This window comes from Caulobacter sp. ErkDOM-C (assembly GCF_048541825.1).
Taxonomy (GTDB): domain Bacteria; phylum Pseudomonadota; class Alphaproteobacteria; order Caulobacterales; family Caulobacteraceae; genus Caulobacter.
In genome coordinates, this window is sequence record NZ_CP183332.1 from 3024254 (window position 1) to 3042739 (window position 18486).

Genomic DNA, 18486 nt, shown 5'->3' on the forward strand with positions numbered 1-18486 from the left:
CCGGCGTCATGCAAAGGCGTGGAGGGCGCGGATGAGCTTGTCCACGGCGGGGTCCGAAGCTATTACGCTCGGAGCCAGCAGCGGCTCGACCAGGCCGGCGATGAAACTCGCTCCGCCAGCATAGGCCAGCGCCCAGCCCGCGAAGCGACGATGCTGTATGGCCCCCCTCCGCAGCACGCTGAGCGTCTCATGGCGTTCGTCTCGAGCGATGCTGGCCATCAGAACCTCCAGCGCAGCGTCCGGACCCTCAAGGATTTGCGCGAAAGCCTCGCCCGTCCAAACCAGAGCCCCGGTCACGCCAAGCGCCGCGTTGCGTTCGAGCGAAACCCGGACGATATCGGCGATCTGATCCGTGCCCTGGGCCAACGTCAATCGACTGCGGCTCACATACAGAAGATCGATCAGGTGGCCTTCCATGGCGCACATCTCCCGAATGAGGGTTGCCCGCTCCGCGCGCGTCGTCACGAAGGAGTTAGAACCGCCGCGCCAACCAGACGCCCCGCCCGAAGATCCTCCAGGGCCTTGTCAGCCTGCTCCAGGCGATAGGTCGTCACATGCGCGCGAACCTTGGCGGCCAGAGCCCGGGGCAGATAGTCCCGCGCGTCCTGCCGCGTCAGGTTGGCTACCGAGACGAGCCGCCGCTCGCCCCAGAGATCAGCGTAGTCGAAGGCGGGAATCTGGCTCATGTGGATGCCACCGCAGACCACCACCCCGCCCTTGCGCACCGCCCGCAAGGCGACAGGGACCAACCCGCCGACCGGCGCGAAGAGAATGGCCGCGTCGAGCGGCTCGGGCGGCGATTGGCTGGAGTCCCCGGCCCAAAAGCAACCCAGGGACCGCGCCAGGGCCTGGGCCGCCAGGTCCCCGGGGCGGGTAAACGCCGCCAGCGCCTGGCCTTCGGCGACAGCGAGCTGGGCCAGCAGATGGCCCGCCGCGCCAAAGCCATAGAGGCCCAAGCGCTGGACGCGCGTCTGGGCGCACGCCAGACGCCAGGCCCGAAAGCCGATCAGCCCCGCGCACAGCAACGGTGCGGCCTGGGCGTCCTCAAGGCCGTCTGGAATCGGCAGAGCGAAACGCGCGTCCGCCGCCATCAGCTCGGCATAACCGCCATCACGGCTCCAACCGGTGAAGACCGGCGCGTCGCAGAGATTTTCGGCGCTGTCCCGACAATATCGACAGCGGCCGCAGGTCCCGCCCAGCCAGGCCACGCCGACCCGCTGACCAAGCCTCCAGCCTTGGACCTCGTCGCCCATGGCCTCGACCACACCGACCACCTCATGACCTGGCACGACGGGCCCCGATGAGGGCAGGTCACCGTCCAGCAGATGCAGATCGGTCCGGCAGACGCCGCACGCCCGCACCCGAACCAGCAGATCCTGAGGCCCGAGCTGGGGCGTCGGGCGACTGACCAAGGTCAGCCGCCCCTGGTCGAGGACCATGGCCCGCACGTCAGGCGACGTCGGCCGGCTTGGACGCCTGGATGGCGATGGTCCGTCCGCCGGACTCGGCGACCTTGGGCGCGGTGATGGTCAAGACGCCGTCGGCCAGGGAGGCGACGATCCTGTCGCTATCGACGGCGCGCGGTAGGGTGATCGATCGCGAAAAGGCTCCCGAGCGCCGCTCGACGACGCGATAGGTCTTGGACTTGTCCTCGGTCTCCGAGGCCTTCTCGCCGGCGATGGTCAGGAGGTCATCCTCGACGGTTACGGCGATTTCACTGTCCTTGAAGCCGGGCACGTCGAGCTTGATCTCCACCCCTTGAGCGGTTTCGCTAAGGTCGAGGCTCGGAGCGCCAAAGGTCTCCAGACTGCGGCCAAATTCCCCAAACAGGCGATCGATCTCCCGCTGAAGCGGCGCGAATATGTGAGTGGCCTGTTGGCCCAAAGCCGGGATGAGGGTTTTGCTGTCTTGCAGGCCCATGTCTAAGGCTCCATCGATCTGGGCGCCCGAGCGGCGCGATGAGAGTGTGGTCCGTCGCGGGCCCGGGCCTTTGACCGGCGTCAATCGCCGTGATTTTCCGGGCGACGGAACTTCGGGCGTCTCGCACCCGCGCTCAGCCGAGCTTGATGTGAGCGCCGCCGGCGGCGATGGCGAGGCTGACGCCCCAGCTATAGCCAACACCCAGGGTCACGGTGTCGGCGGCGAAGGTCGCCGTGGCGTCCGAAGCGCCATCTGGCGGAGCGGTGCGCGCCAGAGCCCGCCCTGGAGCCGGGGCGATCACGCCCACCAGTTCCGCAGTATTGACACGTTAAGTCGGCCAAGCCGGAAAGCCCCCTCCCCTTCAATTGGATCAGGCGGCGACGGTCGCGGCCTCCCACGCCCGGTCAGCCTGGGCGCGTAGGAGCCGGAGGCTTGGTCGCGAGATCAGATGGAGTTGGATATTGAACGTATTGTAGACGGCGGCATGGTCCCTTCCCGGTCAACCGCATCCTACGGCCTAAAACCGGAGACAAGTTAGCGTTGACCTGCCAGCACCACCGCGGTGTCCGGCGCCAAGCCATGCTCGCAAAAGAGGAAGCGGCCGCCTGGCTTCAGAACCCGGCGGGCCTCGGCCAGGACTGCGGCGGGCGTATGAACCGAGCAGAGGGTGAAGGTGCAGACGACGGTGTCGAAGCTTTCGTCGTCGAAACCGAGATGCTCGGCTTCTCCTGGCAGGACTTTGACCTGGAGGCCTTCAGGACGCGGAGCCGCCAACGCCCGATCTCGCAGGCCTTCCGAGGGGTCAACCCCGGTGACGCTGGTCACCCGCGCAGGATCATAGAAGGCCAGGTTCAGTCCGCCGCCGATCCCCAGTTCAAGGACCTGCCCTTCGGCCAAGGGCAGGTCCTTGGCGCGTTGATTGGCGATCGCTCCCGCCCCGCAAGCGCAGCCGATCAGGCGCGGCAGGATGTGGCGATCATAGAAGGACGTCATGGCTGCTGTTTTTCCCGTCGATCCACAAGTCGTAGAAGTCCGTCAACGAGGGTCAAGATCTCCCTGTCGAGGAGTCGATAGGCCACCGCTTGGCCCTGTCGGCGGGTGGTGACAATACCGGCGTCGCGTAGGCGCGCCAGATGCTGCGACAGCGCCGACTGAGAGAGCGGCAGCCGGGTCTGCAGGTCACTTACCCATGAATCGCCCTCACCTAGGGCGCGCAGAATCCGCAAGCGATGGATATTGGCCAGCGCCCGCAGGACATCGTCGGGCGTGGCAGGTTCATTGGCCATGCAGCAGCGCGTTGAGCCGATAGGACGAGATCGTCACCTCGCCGCGCGCCGTCACCAGGGCGCTTTGAGCGGCCAGGGCTTCGCGTTCGGCGTCGAGCAGATCCAGGACAGGCTTTTGGCCCACCCGCACTTCATTGCGCACGCTGTCGAGCGCGCTCGTCGCGGCACTGGCCTGGTCAGTAGCGGCCCGCATCACCGCCTGCGCGGTGGCGACATCGCCCCAGGCGCCAATCACAGCCTCCCGCACTTGAGCCTGCGCTGACTTCAGGCCCGCCTGAGCGGCACGAAGCGCCGCTGCGGCCTCGTCTATGCGGCCGCTGACCGCGCCACCCGAGAACAGGGTCCAGCGTCCCTGAACGCCGACCGTCACGCCATCGGCGCTATAGCCGGGGAAAAACTGGTCGCGCGCCGTGCTGGCAGTGGCGGTCAGGGCCAGGTTGGGCAATCGGTCGGCGCGCGCATAGCGAACACCAGCCTGCGCGGCGCGTTCCGCCGCCTGGGCGGCCAGTAACATAGGGCTCGATTGGGACGCCGTTGCGATCGCCTCATCGAGCGAAGCGGGCGTCGCGGGGGGCGCGACCACGGCCTCAAGCCCGTCCGGCTCAGCCCCGACGACCGAAACGAAATGGGCCCGGCTCTTGGCCAGCTGACCCTCTGCCCGGGCCAGGCCCGCACGGCTCTCGGCCTGGCGGGCCAAGGCCTGGTCAAGATCAGTGCGAGCTATCTCACCGGCCTTGAAGCGCAATTGCGCCTGGCTGGTGATGGTCTGCATCTGGGCGAGTTGGGCCCGGCTCAACACTACCATATCCTGAGCGCTCAGGACCCCAACATAGGATGACGCGACGTCGGCGCTCAGCATGGCCGTCGCGCCGCCGACCTGGGCCAGAGCTGCAGCCTTGCCCTCTCCTGCCTGGGTGATGGCGGCGCTGACGCCGCCGCCGGAAAACAGCGGCTGGCGCAGTTGCAGTGACGCCGCGCGGGGCGATACATCGCTCTGACCAAAGCCGAAGAAGCCGCCAAGATCGGTTGTCCCGCTGCCGCTCTCACCCGAAAAGGTCAGGCTCGGCAGCCGGCCGGCGCGCGCTTGAGCGAGGCGCGCCGACGCCGCATCCGACTGGGCCTGAACCTGGGCCAGGCCGGGATTGGCGCGCCGCGCCATGGCGATGGCTTCGGGCAAGGTCATGGCCGACGCAGCCCAGGGCGCGGCGACACTGGCCAGCAAGGTCAGGGCGAGGACGGCGCGCAGGGTGCTCACCGGAACGCGACGCCCGGCTTGACGCCGAGTTTCTTGAAGACCATCGCGGCCGGGCAAAAGCCGGTGAAGGCCGCCTGGATCATGTTGAGGCCTGCAAAGATCGACAGACCGATCCACCAGGGATGAACAAACTGGGCCAAACCAATACCCAGCAGGACGACAAAGCCAGCAAAGGCCAGAACCATTCGATCGACAGTCATGTTCAGTCTCCTCTCGCGGCTCAGGCGTTTGCCTGGGCCAGAGCCTGGTGCGTCCAGGCGACGATTTGCGCCGTGCTCATCAGGCCAGCGGACCGCGCGATGACGGCGCCGTCCCGATAGAGCAGCAGGGCCGGAATACCCGAGACGCCGAGCGCCCCGGCGGCCTGAGGTTCGGCCTCGGAATTGAGTTTCAGCAGCCTTACGTCCGGCTCAAGCCGGGCGGCCGCAGCGGCGAACTGAGGGGCCATGGATCGGCAAGGTCCGCACCAGGGCGCCCAGACATCGACGAGGACAGCGACGCCGCGGGTCTTGCCGGCGTGGGCTGCCAGTTGCGCGCCGCTCACCTCGGTCGGAGCGCCGGAGAACAGGCGCTCGCCGCAGCGGCCGCACTTGGCCGCTAAAGCGTTCTTGTCTTCCGGGGCGCGATTGGTCGCGCCACAGGCGGGGCAAACAAGCTGCCGCATCACACTGCCTTTCGCCCTCAGGGCTTGATCTTGTGGATGCCCATGACGTCCAGGGCGAGCTTCTCGTAGAAGGGCTCGCTCTCGCCACGTTTGACCTTGGCCAGGAAGTATTTCTCGAAGCCGACCTTGGCCAGGTGGACCCACTTGCCGCTGGCCGACCAGTTGACGTTGCGCGGCGGAATCTGGGGCTGGGCGATGAACACCACACCGCCGTCGCCGAAATCGGCCAGGCAGATGGCGTTCCAGGTCGCCTCATGGGTAGCGGGCTGGCCGTTGAGGATCTCTTTGAGATTATGGGCGATGGCCGTGACCATGCTCTCGATCATGAAGCCGGTCTTGGGTACGCCGACAGGCACCGGCGTCTTGCCGGTCGGAGCGATGGCAACACACACACCCAGGGCCATGACGTTCGGATAGGTCGGATTGCGCTGGTGCTTGTCGACCAGGATGAAGCCGCGCGGGTTGGTAAGCCCCTCCACACCCCTCACGGCGGATACGCCCCGGAAGGCCGGCAGCATCATCGAGTAGGAGAAGGGCAGATCGTGTGTCGCCTTGACGGCGCCGTCATCGGCGATCTCTTCAACGTGCATTAATCCGGCTTCGACCGAAGCGACCTTGGCGTTGGTGATCCACTTGATATGGCGCTGGCGCATTTCGCTTTCCAGCAGGCCCTTGGTGTCGCCCACTCCGTCCAGGCCCAGATGGCCGACATAGGGCTCGGAGGTAACAAAGGTCATCGGCACGCGGTCGCGCACCTTGCGGCGGCGCAGTTCGGTGTCGAGGATCAGGGCGAACTCATAGGCCGGGCCAAAGCACGAAGCGCCCTGCACCGCGCCGACCACGATCGGGCCGGGGTTTTCCACGAAGCGGTCGAAGGCGGCCGCCGCCGTCTCGGCGTGATCGACGTGGCAGATCGACTGGGTGAAGCCGCCGTGCGGGCCAAGGCCGGGGATCTCGTCAAAGGCCAACTCCGGCCCCGTGGCGATGACCAGATAGTCGTAGTCGAGCAGTCCGCCGTCCATCAGTTCAAGCTGATTGCGCTCAGGCATAACCTTGGCCGCGCCGACGCCCCTAAAGGCGATGCCACGTTTCTTGAACACCGGCGGCAGCTTGACCTCAATGGCCTCGCGCTTGCGCCAATGCACGGCGACCCACGGATTTGAAGGCACGAAGTGGAAGGTATCGCCCTGCGAGACCACCTCGACAACGGCCTTGTCGCCCACGGCTTGCTTGATCTCGAAGGCGGCGATGGCGCCGCCCAGTCCGGCGCCCAGAATGACGATGCGCGGCTTGCCCATGATCTTGCTCCTCAACGCCGTGGATTTGGGCCGAGATTGGCCCCGCTTCATTCGGTTGACCTTGATCAGGATCACGTTTGAGCCCGAGCCTTCGGGGTAGCGTCATCCTGTCGACGCTTGACTAGATATTCGTAAAGTCGCATATACGCAACTATGAATTTTGATCCTGCCGCCCTCAAGGCTTCCGCGGACGACGCCTGCGCCCTGCTCAAGGCGCTGGCCAATCCCCATCGGCTGATGATCGTCTGCGCGCTGGTCGACGGCGAGCAATCGGTGGGCGCGCTCGCCCAGGGCCTGGGCGTTCGCGAGACCCTAGCCTCGCAGCATCTGGGCCTGTTGCGCCGCGACGGCGTGGTGGCCGCGAGGCGCGATGGACAGACCATTTACTACGGCCTTCGCAGCGGTCAGGCCCGCGCGCTGGTCGAAACCTTGTCCCATCTGTTCTGCGCGGTCCCAGGACCTGCCCTTTTCAAGGAGACCCACTGATGTTCGGATCGCCCAAGACCAAAGACCTCACCGCCGATCAGGTTAAGACCGCCCTCGACGCCCAGGAAATCCTGCTGGTCGACGTGCGCGAGCCGGCCGAGTTCGCCGCCGAACGCATCTCCGGCGCGGTCAATGTTCCCCTCTCCAGCTTTGATCCCAAAGCCCTGCCACACGCCGAAGGCAAGACGCTGGTGCTGCAGTGCGGTTCGGGCAAGCGCTCGGCTACGGCGGTTGATCATTGCCAGAAGGCGGGCCTCGTCATCGACACGCACCTGACCGGCGGCATCGCGGCCTGGAAGGCCGCCGGCCTGCCGACCGTCCGCTAATCGACCAAAGCACGACCCGAACACCTGGAGGGGACGCCATGACGGCACGGCCATTTCTGATCAGCGCCTTGGGAGCAGCCTTGCTGCTCAGCGCCTGCGGCGAGCCCGAGGAAACTGCGCCGCCTGCGGCCAAGTTGGCGCCGGCGGCGGGCCGCCTGACCGTCCGGGCCCAGACTGTGGCTGACCTCAAGCCGGTCCCAGCGACCCTGACGACCCGTGACATGGCCGAGGCCCGGGCGCGGATCTCCGGAACCCTGGTCGCCCTGAGCGTCAAGGAGGGCGATGTCGTCCGCCAGGGGCAACTCATTGGCCGCGTGAAAGACGACCGGCTGACCCTGCAGACCGGCGCGTTCGACGCCCAGGTCGCCGCCGCCGCAGCCGAGGCCTCCCGCGCCCAGGCCGATCTGGCCCGCACGCGCGATCTCTTCTCTCACGGGATCTATGCTCAGGCCCGCCTGGATCAGGTTGAGACCCAGGCCAAGGCCGCCAATGCCAACCTGACAGCGGCCCGCGCCCAGCGTGGTGCCAGCGCCGAACTGGGCGCCCAAGGCGCGATCCTGGCGCCCGCTTCGGGCAGAGTCCTGGTGGCCGACGTACCGGTCGGCTCTGTGGTGATGCCCGGCCAGTCGGTCGCAAGGATCACCGCCGGCCCCCTGGTCGTGCGCATTGAGTTGCCCGAGGGGCAGGCGCGAAACCTGAAGGTTGGCGACCTCGTCGATCTCGCCGCCGAGGACCTTCGAGGAATTGCCGCACGGGGGTCGATCATCCAGATCTATCCGTCGATCACCAGCGGCCAAGTCACCGCCGACGTCACCGCGCCGAACCTGCCCAGTGATCTGATCGGCCAGCGCGTGCGCGCAGCGATCAAGATCGGCGAGCGCCAGGCGATCGTCATTCCCCGGCGCTACGTCGCCACCCGCTTTGGCGTGGACTATGCGCGACTTGTCGACGCCAATGGCGCGATCTCAGAGTCCCCCATCCAGACCCGAGCCGGCGCAACCGCCGACACCCTAGAAATCCTGTCTGGCCTGCGCCTCGGCGACGTCCTCACTCCGGCGGAGGGCGCCCGATGAACCTGGGCCTTTCAGGGCGCCTGACCAAGGCGTCGATCACGTCGCCGCTGACACCGCTGATCCTGCTGGCGGCGATCGCCGTCGGCCTTTTGGCCCTGATCTCGATCCCCCGAGAGGAGGAGCCCCAGATCAGCGTGCCGATGGTCGATATCATGGTTTCGGCGCCCGGCCTGCGCGCGCCGGACGCGATCGAACTGGTCGGCAAGCCGCTGGAGACCATCGTCAAGAGCGTCGCCGACGTCGAGCACGTCTACACCTTCGCCGACGACCACCAGGTGATGGTCACGGCCCGCTTCAAGGTGGGGGTCGATCCGGACTCTGCCGCCGTTCGGATCCACGAAAAGGTCCGCGCCAACTACGATCGCATCCCGGCCGGCATCGCCGAGCCCCTGATCCAGACGCGCGGGATCAATGATGTGCCCAGCCTGGTGCTGACCCTGTCGCCCAAGGCCGGCGCAGCAGGACAATGGAGCGACCAAGCGCTCTATGAACTGGCCGGCAAGCTGCGGACGGAAGTCGCCAAGGTCGATAATGTCGGCCTGACCTTCATCGTCGGCGGACGCCCGGAGGAAATCCGCATCGCCCCAGACCCGGCGCGCTTGGCCGAGCACGGCGTGTCGCTCGGCGCCTTGATGGACACCGTTCGCCAGGCCACCCGCGCCTTTCCTGCCGGCCAGATCCGCGGCGGCGGCCAGGCGATCGACGTCACAGCCGGCCGCAGCCTGACCAGCAGCACGGAGATTGGCCTGCTGGCCGTGCCCTCGGCCAGCGGCCAGGCGGTCTATGTCCGCGATGTCGCCGATGTGATCCAGGGCCCACGCGAGGATCAGGCCCGCGCCTGGCGTTATGCCCGCGTCGACGGTGGCTGGAGCCAGGCGCCCGCAGCCAGCCTGGCCATCGCCAAGCGCAAGGGCGCCAATGCGGTCGTCGTCTCTCAGGCCGTCCTCGCCCGCGTCGAGGCCCTGAAGGGCACGCTGCTGCCCGATAGCCTGGATGTCGCCGTGACCCGCGACTACGGCGCGACGGCCAACGAAAAGGCCAACGAGCTTTTGTTCCACCTGGGACTGGCGACACTTTCGATCGTGGTGCTGATCGGCCTGGCCATCGGCTGGCGGGAGGCGGCGGTCACCGCCGTGGTCATTCCAACGACCATCCTGCTGACTCTCTTCGCCTCCAACCTGATGGGCTACACGATCAACCGGGTCAGCCTGTTCGCCCTGATCTTCTCGATCGGCATCCTAGTCGACGACGCCATCGTCATGATCGAGAACATCGCCCGCCACTGGGCCATGAACGATGGCCGCAGCCGGATCGACGCTGCAGTCGACGCAGTGGCCGAGGTGGGCAACCCCACCGTGGTCGCCACCCTGACGGTGGTTTCGGCCCTGCTGCCCATGCTGTTCGTCTCGGGCCTGATGGGCCCCTACATGGCCCCGATCCCCGTCAACGCCTCAGCGGCCATGGTGTTCTCATTCTTCGTCGCCGTGGTCATCGCGCCCTGGCTGATGGTGCGCTTCGCCCGCAAGACCCTGGCCTCAGACGGCCACGGCGGAGGCCATGGTGGCGAGGGAAAGCTGGGCGCGCTGTATCGCCAGGTCGCCGGTCGCGTGATCGCCACGCGCGCCAGCGCCTGGACCTTCCTCATCGCCGTGGGACTGGCGACCGTGCTGGCCGGCGCGATGTTCGCCACCAAGACCGTGACGGTCAAGCTGCTGCCGTTCGACAACAAGTCCGAGCTGCAGGTCGTGCTGGACATGCCGGAGGGAACCTCGCTGGAGGCTACGGCCCGGGCCCTGTCCGACGCGGCGGTGGTCACCCGCACCCTGCCGGAAGTCACGGCGATCGACGCCTATGCGGGAACCGCCTCGCCGTTCAACTTCAATGGCCTGGTGCGCCACTACTACCTGCGCAACCGTCCCGACCAAGGCGATCTGTCGGTTTCCCTGGCCGAAAAGAGCCACCGAAAACGGTCTAGCCACGTCATCGCCCTGGATCTGCGCGAGCGGCTGGCCAAGGTAGCCCTACCGGCCGGCGCGTCGATCAAGGTGGTCGAGGCCCCGCCAGGACCGCCCGTGATGGCGACTCTGCTGGCCGAGATCTATGGTCCCGACGCCCAGACGCGGCGCGCCGTGGCCGAACGGGTCAAGGCGGCCTTCAAGGCCGTGCCCTATATTGTCGACATTGACGACAGCTATGGTCAGCCGAGGCCGGGCTTGCGCCTGGTTCCCGACCGCGATCGCCTTGAGGCCCTGAAGGTCAATGACCGCGAGGTGCTCGACTCGATCGGCGCGGCCTTCGGCGGTCAGGTGGTCGGCTACGCCCATCGCGGCGAAGGCCGTGATCCGCTGGAAATCTCGGTTCGGCTGCCACAGTCCGCGCGAAGCTGGGGCGAAGGCCTTGCCGCCCTGCCCGTGGCCCAGAGCCAGGGCGGGCGACTGGTGGCGCTGGGCGAGGTGGTCACCGCCACCCAGGAAGCCGGCTCGACCCACGTCTTCCGCCGCGACGGCCGCGACGTGGACATGGTCATGGCCGAACTGGCCGGGGCCTATGAGGCGCCAATCTACGGCATGATGGCGGTCGACAAGGCGATCAAGGCGGCCGACTGGGGCGATCTGCCAAAGCCCGACATCCGCATGAACGGCCAGCCTACGGACGAGAGCAAGCCCACGGTGCTTTGGGACGGCGAGTGGGAGATCACCTGGGTGACCTTCCGCGACATGGGCGCCGCCTTCGGGGTGGCGATCCTGGGAATCTACGTGCTGGTCGTCGCCCAGTTCAAGAGCTTCCGCCTGCCCCTGGTGATCCTGACGCCGATCCCCCTGACCCTGGTCGGCATCGTCATCGGGCATATCCTGTTCAAGGCCCCGTTCAGCGCCACCTCGATGATCGGCTTCATCGCCTTGGCCGGGATTATCGTGCGCAACTCGATCCTTCTGGTCGACTTCATCCGCCACAGCCAGACCGGCGATCGGCCGCTGCGCGAGGTCTTGCTTGAGGCCGGAGCGATCCGCTTCAAGCCGATCGTGCTCACGGCCCTGGCCGCCATGATCGGCGCTGCGGTGATCCTGTTCGATCCGATCTTCCAGGGCCTGGCGATCTCACTGCTGTTTGGCCTGGCCTCATCGACGGTGCTGACCGTACTGGTCATTCCGGCCATCTACGTCGTGCTGCGCGACGATGATCGGCACTTTGCTGCAGAAACGCCGAAATGATTGGGCTTAGCGTCCGCAGTCCCACCCCTTCGGCGTTCGGCGCGCCGCCTTGGTCGCTCGGTGGAAATGGTCGCGACATCAAGGCGCCATCGCTCAAGCTTGAACCTTAATTCGTATCTTCTACATTAGGCATATGAGCAAACCTGCCTCCATCACACCTACGGACGACGTTCAGGACCTGGCGGCCAGCGCCCATTCTGCGGCGCGGCTTCTCAAGCTTCTGGCCAGCGAGCAACGCCTGTTGATCCTCTGCCGTCTGATCGACGGCGAGGCTTCGGTCGGCGATTTGGCGATCCACGTCGGACTGGCCCAGTCGGCGACCTCGCAGCATCTAGCCAAGATGCGGGCCGAGGGCTTGGTAGCCACCCGGCGCGAGGCTCAGACCATCTTCTACCGACTGGACGATCCGGCCGCGATGCGCGTGCTGGAAACCCTTTGCGACGTTTACCGCGGCGAGGCCCGAGCCTGACCGTCAAGCGTTGTCACCGCCTGGTCGCATCGTCCAGGGGAGACCTAAAATGCTGACCGTACTCAATGACGCCCTGCCGCGTCCGCGCTGGATGGCGCTATCGGCCGATCCTGTTTTCAGGGGGTTGGTCGGCCTGGCGGTCATCGGCGTGGGCGTTGGACACTTGGCCTTGGCAGGCGAGGGTAGCGAGCCGACCGCGGGACTGACCGGCGCGAGCCTGGTTGTTTTGGGCGGAAGTCTCGCTGCGGGCCTGTGGACGCGACTTTCGGCGCTGCTGCTGCTGGTGATCTGGAGCGTGACCACCCTACCCGGCGCCGGAACGACAAGCCTCGCGTCCGGTTCCGCCGCGCCCCTGCTCGAAAGCCTCGCCATATTGGGCGCGCTTTTTCTGATCTATGTGCGGGGTGGCGGCCAGATCTCCCTGGACGGGCTTAGGCGCAAGCGCTCCACCGCCATCATGCCAAGTCCTCACGGTCGGACGATCTCCCGGCTTTGAGGTGCGAGGATACATCCAGTGTTCAAGGCCGGCGCCCTGAGAGCGCCTGCCGAGGGCTCTGCCGTGAGTCAAAACCCATCCGCCCGGGTGCGGGCAACGCCAATCAAGGCCCGCGCCGAGACCTCAAGCCTGCAGGGCTTTCCAGGCGACATAGGCCGCGACGGTCAACACCAGGCCTGCAAACAGCCGGCGCGCCAGCAGCGCGTGCGCCGCCAGTAGCCCCGCACCCCTGACACCCATGGCGCCGCCCGCCAAGCCGCCCAGAACGAAAAGTCCCGCGACAGGCCAGTTGATCAGACCCGAGGCGGCGTAGTTCAGCGAGGTCGCCGCTCCAAACAGCGACACCGACAGCAAGGACGAGGCCGTGGCATTGGCCAGAGTCATCCCGGTCGCTGCCATAAGTCCCGGCACGATCAGGAACCCGCCGCCGATCCCGAAGAACCCCGCCGCCAGGCCCGTCAGCACACCTAGGGGCGCGAGCTTCAGCATCAGGCCCGGGCTGATATGGACCAGGGGGTCGCCCTGGGACTTGGGGCGACGCATCATCGATAGCGCGATTGTCGCCATCGCGACAGCGAACCACAACAGCAGGCGCTGTCCATCGACCGCCTTGGCCAAGGTGGAGCCGACGAAGGACCCGATCAAACCAGCGCCGGCGAAGACGGTCGCGCAAGGCCATTTGACCCGCCCTCCCCGGCCATGGCCCACTAGGTTTATTCCAGCATTGACCGCAACCGCCGCGGCCGAGGTGCCGATGGCTACGTGCGGATCGTGGATGCCGACCACATAGAGCAGGAGCGGGGTGGCCAGCACTGACCCGCCCCCGCCGAACAGGCCTAACAGCGCGCCGACGAGCGCGCCGCTCATCAAGGCCGAAACGATCATGAACAGGGACATCGGGGCCTACCCAATAGGACTTGTATATTCACATATTCGCATATAACTGGTTTGTCGATACCAAAGCCCAAGGGTTTGTGATGCGCGAGCCGATCTCCGTAAACGACGCCGCCTTGACCAAGGCGACGTCGATCATCCAGCAGGCGCTGGCCTCGCCCGGCTCAAGACCTCAGGTGAAAGCCTTCTTCGACGAGGCGACGTTTACGGTCAGCTATGTGGTTCGTGATCCCGATTCATCGGCCTGCGCCATCATCGACAGCGTCCTGGACTATGATGCCGCCGCCGGCCGGACCAACGAGCGGTCGGCCGACGCCGTGATCGCCGATGTCCGGGACCAGGGGCTGGAGGTCGTCTGGCAATTGGAGACCCACGCCCACGCCGACCACCTGTCCGCCGCGCCCTACCTACAAAACGCTCTGGGCGGCCGTCTGGCGATCGGCGAGAAGATCGTTCGCGTTCAAGAGACGTTTGGGAACCTGTTCAACGCCGGACAAGACTTTGCCCACGATGGCCGGCAGTTCGATCATCTGTTCCAGGATGGGGAGCTGTTCTCTATTGGCGGATTGCAGGCCATCGCCCTGCACGTGCCTGGCCACACGCCGGCCTGCATGGCCTATGTCATCGGCGACGCCATCTTCGTGGGCGACACCATGTTCATGCCCGATTACGGCACGGCGCGTTGCGACTTTCCTGGTGGCGATGCGGCGACTCTCTTTGCCTCAATCCAGCGCCTGCTGGCGCTCCCTGACGAGACTCGCGTCTTCCTATGTCACGATTACAAGGCTCCGGGCCGCGACGCCTTTGCCTGGGAGACCACGATCGGCGCACAGCGCCGCGAGAATGTCCATGTCCACGAAGGTGTCAGCCAAGCTGAGTTCGTGGCCCTGCGCGAAGCGCGCGATCGAACCCTAGACATGCCCAGGCTGATCTTGCCGTCCGTCCAGGTGAACATGCGCGGCGGCCACCTTCCCGAGCCGGAGGCTAATGGTGTGCGTTATCTGAAGATCCCTCTCAACGCAGTTTGATGAGCGCCATGACCGAGCTTCTCGCCTTCACCGCAGTGCTCGTGATCGCAGCGCCCCTCATTGCTCGGGCTGAGCCGACGCACGTTATGGTCCGTGCCCAGGCTCTCGACGCCAAGTTCATTGGCGACAACATGGGCGGAGTTGCGATCACCCTGAAGGACGCGCGCACCGGCGCGGTTCTGGCCAAGGGCCTGACCAAGGGCGGAACGGGCGACACCAAGCAGATCATGCGCACGCCCAGAACACGGGGTGAAAGCGTGACCGACGCTGCGACCGCCGGCTTCGAGGCGGTCCTGGACCTCAAGCAACCCACCCTGGTGCGCGCCGAGGCGACAGGGCCGATGGGCAAGCCAGGGTCTTCCAGTCACACAGCCTCTAACCTGTGGATCATCCCGGGTCGTGACATCTTAGGCGACGGATGGATCCTCACTCTGCCGGGTCTTGTGGTCGAGCCGAGCGCGTCAAGGGCGCCTGGGGGCGCCGTGACCATCACGGCGAAAATCGCCCTGATGTGCGGCTGTCCCATTGAGGCAGGCGGTCTTTGGGATGCCGCCAACTACAAGGTTGAGGCGCGACTGACGAAGGGACGCGACGTTATCGCCAACCTTCCGCTCGACTTCACGGGTCGAACGGGTGAATACGCTGCGTCCGTGCCCAATGTGGCGCCCGGTCGATACGCTCTGCGGATCGTTGCCACGGACGACAAGACTGCTAATGCCGGCGTCACCGAGCAGAAGATTACTATCCGTGCAGGCCTCTGACGGTCATTGGCTCTCAAATCGCTCAAAAGGGTGCTGTCAGAGCAAATTGCTGACAGGGTGATCGATCGCTAGCTTGCTGAGATGACCAGCCCATTCCGCTACTTCAACAGCTCGCCCGAGGTGATCCGCCTCGTGGTGATAATGTATGTGCCATAATCGCGCCCAGTGGAGACAAGTTGGGGTTAGACTGACAGCACCGCCAGTTTCTTGTCGCGAACCAGCCATGCCGCACAGCAAAACCCGTTCGAGCGGCTGTTGCCGGCAGCAGCGGTGAGCGCGCCGAAATCACTTTTATTCGCGGCGACCCAGGCTACGCTTCATCCTGAGAACGCGTCCGTATTCCAAGATTAATATGATAAATCATTTGACGATCAGGCGACGCCCGACCTAGCTAGGGTGAGATACCCCGGCGAGCGCTGGGCGCTGCTTTATTGGGAGCTTTTCGATGCGGTCTTGCCCGCGCTGCGCCAGATACTCGGCGGATCGTCGATGACGGGGGGACGCTTCGGAGAACTCATAGCCGGCGCAGGCCCGACCCGGATCGCGCGGATCGAGACGTTCATCGTGCCACCGCGCTGGCTGTTCGTCCGGGTTGAGACCCATGACGGCGCGGTCGGCTGGGGAGAGGCGAGTCTCGAGGGGCACGCCGAAGCCGTGGACGGCGCCTTCGCCTCGCTGCGCGAGCGCTTCATCGGCGCCGATGCCGACAATATCGAGGACATCTGGCAAGTGGCCTATCGCGGCGGTTTCTACCGTGGCGGACCGGTGCTGATGTCGGCCCTGTCGGGCCTGGATCAGGCGCTGTGGGACATCAAGGGGCGACGCCTGGGCGTGCCGGTCTGGCAACTGCTTGGCGGTCGCGTTCGCGACCGGGTTCCGGTCTATGCCTGGATCGGCGGCGATCGGCCCGACGAGGTCGTCGAGGCGGCCCAGGCCCGACTGGCCCAAGGCTTCAAGGCCGTGAAGATGAACGCTACCGGCGAGATGGGGTGGCTCGACAGCGCGCAAGCGTTCGATGACGCGCTGGAGCGCGTGGCCGCAGTCAAGGCGCAAGGCCTTGACGTGGCGGTGGACTTCCACGGCCGCCTGCACAAGCCGATGGCCAAGCAACTGATCGCGGCGCTAGAGCCGCTGCGGCCGCTGTTCATCGAGGAGCCGTTGCTGTCGGAGAATGTCGAGGCCATCGTCCAGCTGTCGCGGCTCACCAGCCTGCCGATCGCCCTTGGGGAACGCCTCTATAGCCGTTGGGATTTCAAGCCCTTCCTGGAAGCGGCCGCCGTGGACGTGATCCAGCCTGACCTGAGCCACGCGGGTGGCCTTTCCGAGTGCAAGCGCATCGCCGCCATGGCCGAGGCCTATGACGTGGGCGTGGCGCCGCACTGCCCGCTGGGACCAATGGCCTTGGCGGCCTGCATGCAACTGGCCCTGACCACGCCCAACTTCGTGATCCAGGAAATGTCCCTGGGCATCCACTATAACGTCGGACACGACCTGCTCAGCTACATGCGCAACCCCGAGGTGTTCGAGGTGCACGACGGCATGGTCGCCGCTCTCTCGGGTCCGGGCCTTGGCGTCGAGATCGACGAAGACATGGTGCGCGAGGCGGCCAAGGACGCGCCGTCGTGGCGAAACCCGATCTGGCGGGGCCAGGACGGTAGCTTCCGCGAGTGGTGACGGCGGACTGACGGTTCCAGGACTGCCGAGTCGTCACGACCGGCGACTTGAGCGGCATCGGCCTGGCTTCGGATAACGCCCGGTTCGTCAATGGCGTCGCTCTGGCCGTCGACTGTGGTCGCCTGGCCAAGCTCTAGCCAAGGCCGTCAGGGCTGGGGTTCGGTCAGCGAGATGACGGCGGCGACGGCGCGGCGCCAGCCCTGGATCCGGGCCGCGCCGGCGGCCTTGTCCATTCGGCGCGAGAACGCGCGGTCCAGTCGCCAGAAATCCTCGCTCGCCAGCGCGTCATCAGACCCGCGCCTGGCCAGCCAAGCCGCGCCAAGGGCGGTCGCCTCACGGACTTGCGGCCGATCGATCGTCTTGTCGAGGATGTCGGCGAGGTACTGCAGCATCCAGTCCGAGGCGCTCATGCCGCCGTCGACACGCAGCCGGATCGACCACGCCGCATGGATATCCTCGGCGGCCATGGCCTCGATCAGGTCGCGAGTCTGAAAGCACACGCTCTCCAGCGCAGCGCGGACCAGGTCGTTGGGGCCGGTGGCGCGGGTCAGGCCGAAGATCGCGCCGCGCGCGTCCGGCCGCCAGTCGGGTGCAGCCAAGCCGACGAAGGCCGGCACCATATAGAGCCCCGGATCGGCAGCGGCCTGGCTGGCCATCGCGTCGGCGTTCTCGGCCTTGGCGATCACGCCCAGCCCGTCGCGCAGCCACTGCAGCGCGGCGCCCGCGATGAAGATCGACCCCTCCAGCGCATAGGTTCGCTGGCCATCCAGCTGGTAGGCGATCGTCGTCAGCAGGCGATGGCGCGACACCACTGGACGCTGGCCGGTGTTGAGCAGGACAAAGCATCCCGTGCCGTAGGTCGCCTTGACCATGCCCGGCGAGAAACAGGCCTGTCCCACCAGCGCGGCTTGCTGATCGCCCGCCACACCTCGGATCGGGATCACGGCGCCCAGTACGTCGTGCAGGGTTTCGCCAAAGTCGCCGGCGCTGTCGCGAACCTCGGGCAGGAGCGCAGCCGGGACGTGGAAAAGCGCCAGCAAGGTCTCGTCCCAGACGCCCGTATGGATGTTCAATAGCTGGGTGCGCGAGGCGTTGGTCGCGTCGGTGGCGTGCACCGCCCCGCCGGTCAGCCGCCAGAGCAGAAAGCTATCGACCGTGCCACAGGCCAGGTCGCCGGCCTCGGCGCGCGCGCGGGCGCCGGGCACGTTGTCGAGGATCCAGGCGATCTTCGTCGCCGAGAAATAGGGATCAATCAGAAGGCCCGACCGCCTGGCGATCTCCGGCTCGTGCCCGTCGGCGCGCAGGCGCTCGCAGAGGTCGGCGGTGCGGCGGTCCTGCCAGACAATGGCGTTGTGGATCGGCAAGCCGGTGGCCCGGTCCCAGATCACCACGGTCTCGCGCTGGTTGGTCAGGCCGATGGCCGAGACCGCGTCCGGCGCTGTTCCGGTCTTTGCCAGCACCTCGCGGATCACCTCTAGCACCGAAGACCAGAGATCCTCCGGGTCATGCTCGACCCATCCCGAGCCCGGGAAATGCTGGGGAAACTCGCGCTGCGCCGTGGCGATGATCTCGAGCCGAGGCGAGAACAGGATGGCGCGCGACGAGGTGGTGCCCTGGTCGATGACGAGAATAGGCTTGGTCATG

At 66.3% G+C, this 18486-nt stretch carries 21 protein-coding genes and 1 pseudogene; 9 read left to right on the top strand and 13 right to left on the bottom strand.

Going from position 1 to position 18486, the window contains the following annotated elements; all coding sequences use genetic code 11:
* Positions 1–6: 6 nt before the first annotated feature.
* The 11 genes and pseudogenes from ACN2C8_RS14605 to ACN2C8_RS14655 all read right to left on the bottom strand — a co-directional run bounded on the left by ACN2C8_RS14605 (position 7) and on the right by ACN2C8_RS14655 (position 6423).
* Positions 7–417: a BLUF domain-containing protein gene (locus ACN2C8_RS14605; RefSeq protein WP_419252671.1), complete on the bottom strand. Its 411-nt coding sequence runs from the start codon at positions 415–417 to the stop codon at positions 7–9.
* Between the two features lie 44 nt (positions 418–461).
* Complete coding sequence (locus ACN2C8_RS14610; RefSeq protein ID WP_419252673.1) at positions 462–1439, bottom strand: zinc-dependent alcohol dehydrogenase family protein; 978 nt, start codon at positions 1437–1439, stop codon at positions 462–464.
* Between the two features lie 10 nt (positions 1440–1449).
* On the bottom strand, positions 1450–1920 hold the full coding sequence (locus ACN2C8_RS14615; protein WP_419252675.1) for an Hsp20/alpha crystallin family protein: 471 nt from the start codon (positions 1918–1920) through the stop codon (positions 1450–1452).
* 133 nt (positions 1921–2053) lie between these two features.
* Positions 2054–2221 (bottom strand): hypothetical protein, encoded by a 168-nt coding sequence (locus ACN2C8_RS14620; protein ID WP_419252677.1) that lies wholly within the window; start codon positions 2219–2221, stop codon positions 2054–2056.
* Positions 2222–2290: 69 nt separating this feature from the next.
* Positions 2291–2407: pseudogene (locus ACN2C8_RS14625) on the bottom strand (IS6 family transposase); the annotation flags it as partial.
* A gap of 47 nt (positions 2408–2454) precedes the next feature.
* Positions 2455–2913, bottom strand: coding sequence for a class I SAM-dependent methyltransferase (locus ACN2C8_RS14630; protein ID WP_419252679.1), 459 nt, complete (start codon positions 2911–2913; stop codon positions 2455–2457).
* On the bottom strand, positions 2910–3206 hold the full coding sequence (locus tag ACN2C8_RS14635) for an ArsR/SmtB family transcription factor (protein WP_419252681.1): 297 nt from the start codon (positions 3204–3206) through the stop codon (positions 2910–2912). Before ACN2C8_RS14635 ends, ACN2C8_RS14630 begins: the two co-directional genes overlap by 4 nt.
* Complete coding sequence (locus ACN2C8_RS14640; RefSeq protein WP_419252683.1) at positions 3196–4461, bottom strand: TolC family outer membrane protein; 1266 nt, start codon at positions 4459–4461, stop codon at positions 3196–3198. Before ACN2C8_RS14640 ends, ACN2C8_RS14635 begins: the two co-directional genes overlap by 11 nt.
* Positions 4458–4661 carry a YgaP family membrane protein gene (locus tag ACN2C8_RS14645; protein WP_419252684.1) on the bottom strand — a complete coding sequence of 68 codons (204 nt, stop codon included), beginning with the start codon at positions 4659–4661 and terminating at the stop codon, positions 4458–4460. The genes ACN2C8_RS14640 and ACN2C8_RS14645 overlap by 4 nt, the downstream gene beginning before the upstream one ends.
* Before the next feature lie 20 nt (positions 4662–4681).
* Positions 4682–5125: a thioredoxin domain-containing protein gene (locus tag ACN2C8_RS14650; RefSeq protein ID WP_419252686.1), complete on the bottom strand. Its 444-nt coding sequence runs from the start codon at positions 5123–5125 to the stop codon at positions 4682–4684.
* A gap of 17 nt (positions 5126–5142) precedes the next feature.
* On the bottom strand, positions 5143–6423 hold the full coding sequence (locus tag ACN2C8_RS14655; protein ID WP_419252687.1) for an NAD(P)/FAD-dependent oxidoreductase: 1281 nt from the start codon (positions 6421–6423) through the stop codon (positions 5143–5145).
* A gap of 153 nt (positions 6424–6576) precedes the next feature.
* Between ACN2C8_RS14655 and ACN2C8_RS14660 the strand changes: the two genes are divergently transcribed.
* From ACN2C8_RS14660 to ACN2C8_RS14685, 6 genes are all read left to right on the top strand, one after another.
* Entirely contained in the window at positions 6577–6909 is a 333-nt protein-coding gene (locus ACN2C8_RS14660) for an ArsR/SmtB family transcription factor (protein ID WP_419252689.1), read from the top strand.
* Positions 6909–7235, top strand: a complete 327-nt coding sequence (locus ACN2C8_RS14665) for a rhodanese-like domain-containing protein (RefSeq protein ID WP_419252691.1) — start codon at positions 6909–6911, stop codon at positions 7233–7235. The genes ACN2C8_RS14660 and ACN2C8_RS14665 overlap by 1 nt, the downstream gene beginning before the upstream one ends.
* Positions 7236–7273: 38 nt before the next feature.
* Positions 7274–8308, top strand: coding sequence for an efflux RND transporter periplasmic adaptor subunit (locus ACN2C8_RS14670; protein WP_419252693.1), 1035 nt, complete (start codon positions 7274–7276; stop codon positions 8306–8308).
* The gene (locus ACN2C8_RS14675; protein WP_419252695.1) at positions 8305–11520 is read left to right on the top strand and encodes an efflux RND transporter permease subunit; all 3216 of its coding nucleotides are present in this window, start codon (positions 8305–8307) and stop codon (positions 11518–11520) included. Before ACN2C8_RS14670 ends, ACN2C8_RS14675 begins: the two co-directional genes overlap by 4 nt.
* Positions 11521–11653: 133 nt before the next feature.
* Positions 11654–11989, top strand: coding sequence for an ArsR/SmtB family transcription factor (locus ACN2C8_RS14680; RefSeq protein WP_419252697.1), 336 nt, complete (start codon positions 11654–11656; stop codon positions 11987–11989).
* Positions 11990–12038: 49 nt separating this feature from the next.
* Complete coding sequence (locus tag ACN2C8_RS14685) at positions 12039–12485, top strand: DoxX family protein (RefSeq protein WP_419252699.1); 447 nt, start codon at positions 12039–12041, stop codon at positions 12483–12485.
* Positions 12486–12608: 123 nt separating this feature from the next.
* Here the strand turns inward: ACN2C8_RS14685 and ACN2C8_RS14690 are convergent, their stop codons facing one another.
* Positions 12609–13382, bottom strand: coding sequence for a sulfite exporter TauE/SafE family protein (locus tag ACN2C8_RS14690; RefSeq protein ID WP_419252701.1), 774 nt, complete (start codon positions 13380–13382; stop codon positions 12609–12611).
* An 80-nt stretch (positions 13383–13462) separates the two neighbouring features.
* Here ACN2C8_RS14690 and ACN2C8_RS14695 point away from each other — a divergent pair, with 80 nt between their 5' ends.
* The 3 genes from ACN2C8_RS14695 (at position 13463) to dgoD (ending at position 16842) form a co-directional block, all read left to right on the top strand.
* On the top strand, positions 13463–14407 hold the full coding sequence (locus ACN2C8_RS14695; RefSeq protein ID WP_419252703.1) for an MBL fold metallo-hydrolase: 945 nt from the start codon (positions 13463–13465) through the stop codon (positions 14405–14407).
* A gap of 8 nt (positions 14408–14415) precedes the next feature.
* Complete coding sequence (locus ACN2C8_RS14700; RefSeq protein WP_419252705.1) at positions 14416–15168, top strand: hypothetical protein; 753 nt, start codon at positions 14416–14418, stop codon at positions 15166–15168.
* Between the two features lie 489 nt (positions 15169–15657).
* On the top strand, positions 15658–16842 hold the full coding sequence (gene dgoD, locus ACN2C8_RS14705; RefSeq protein ID WP_419252707.1) for a galactonate dehydratase: 1185 nt from the start codon (positions 15658–15660) through the stop codon (positions 16840–16842).
* A 146-nt stretch (positions 16843–16988) separates the two neighbouring features.
* On the opposite strand, the gene glpK is transcribed toward dgoD, so the two are convergent.
* Entirely contained in the window at positions 16989–18485 is a 1497-nt protein-coding gene (gene glpK / locus ACN2C8_RS14710; protein ID WP_419252709.1) for a glycerol kinase GlpK, read from the bottom strand.
* Position 18486 lies beyond the last annotated feature (1 nt).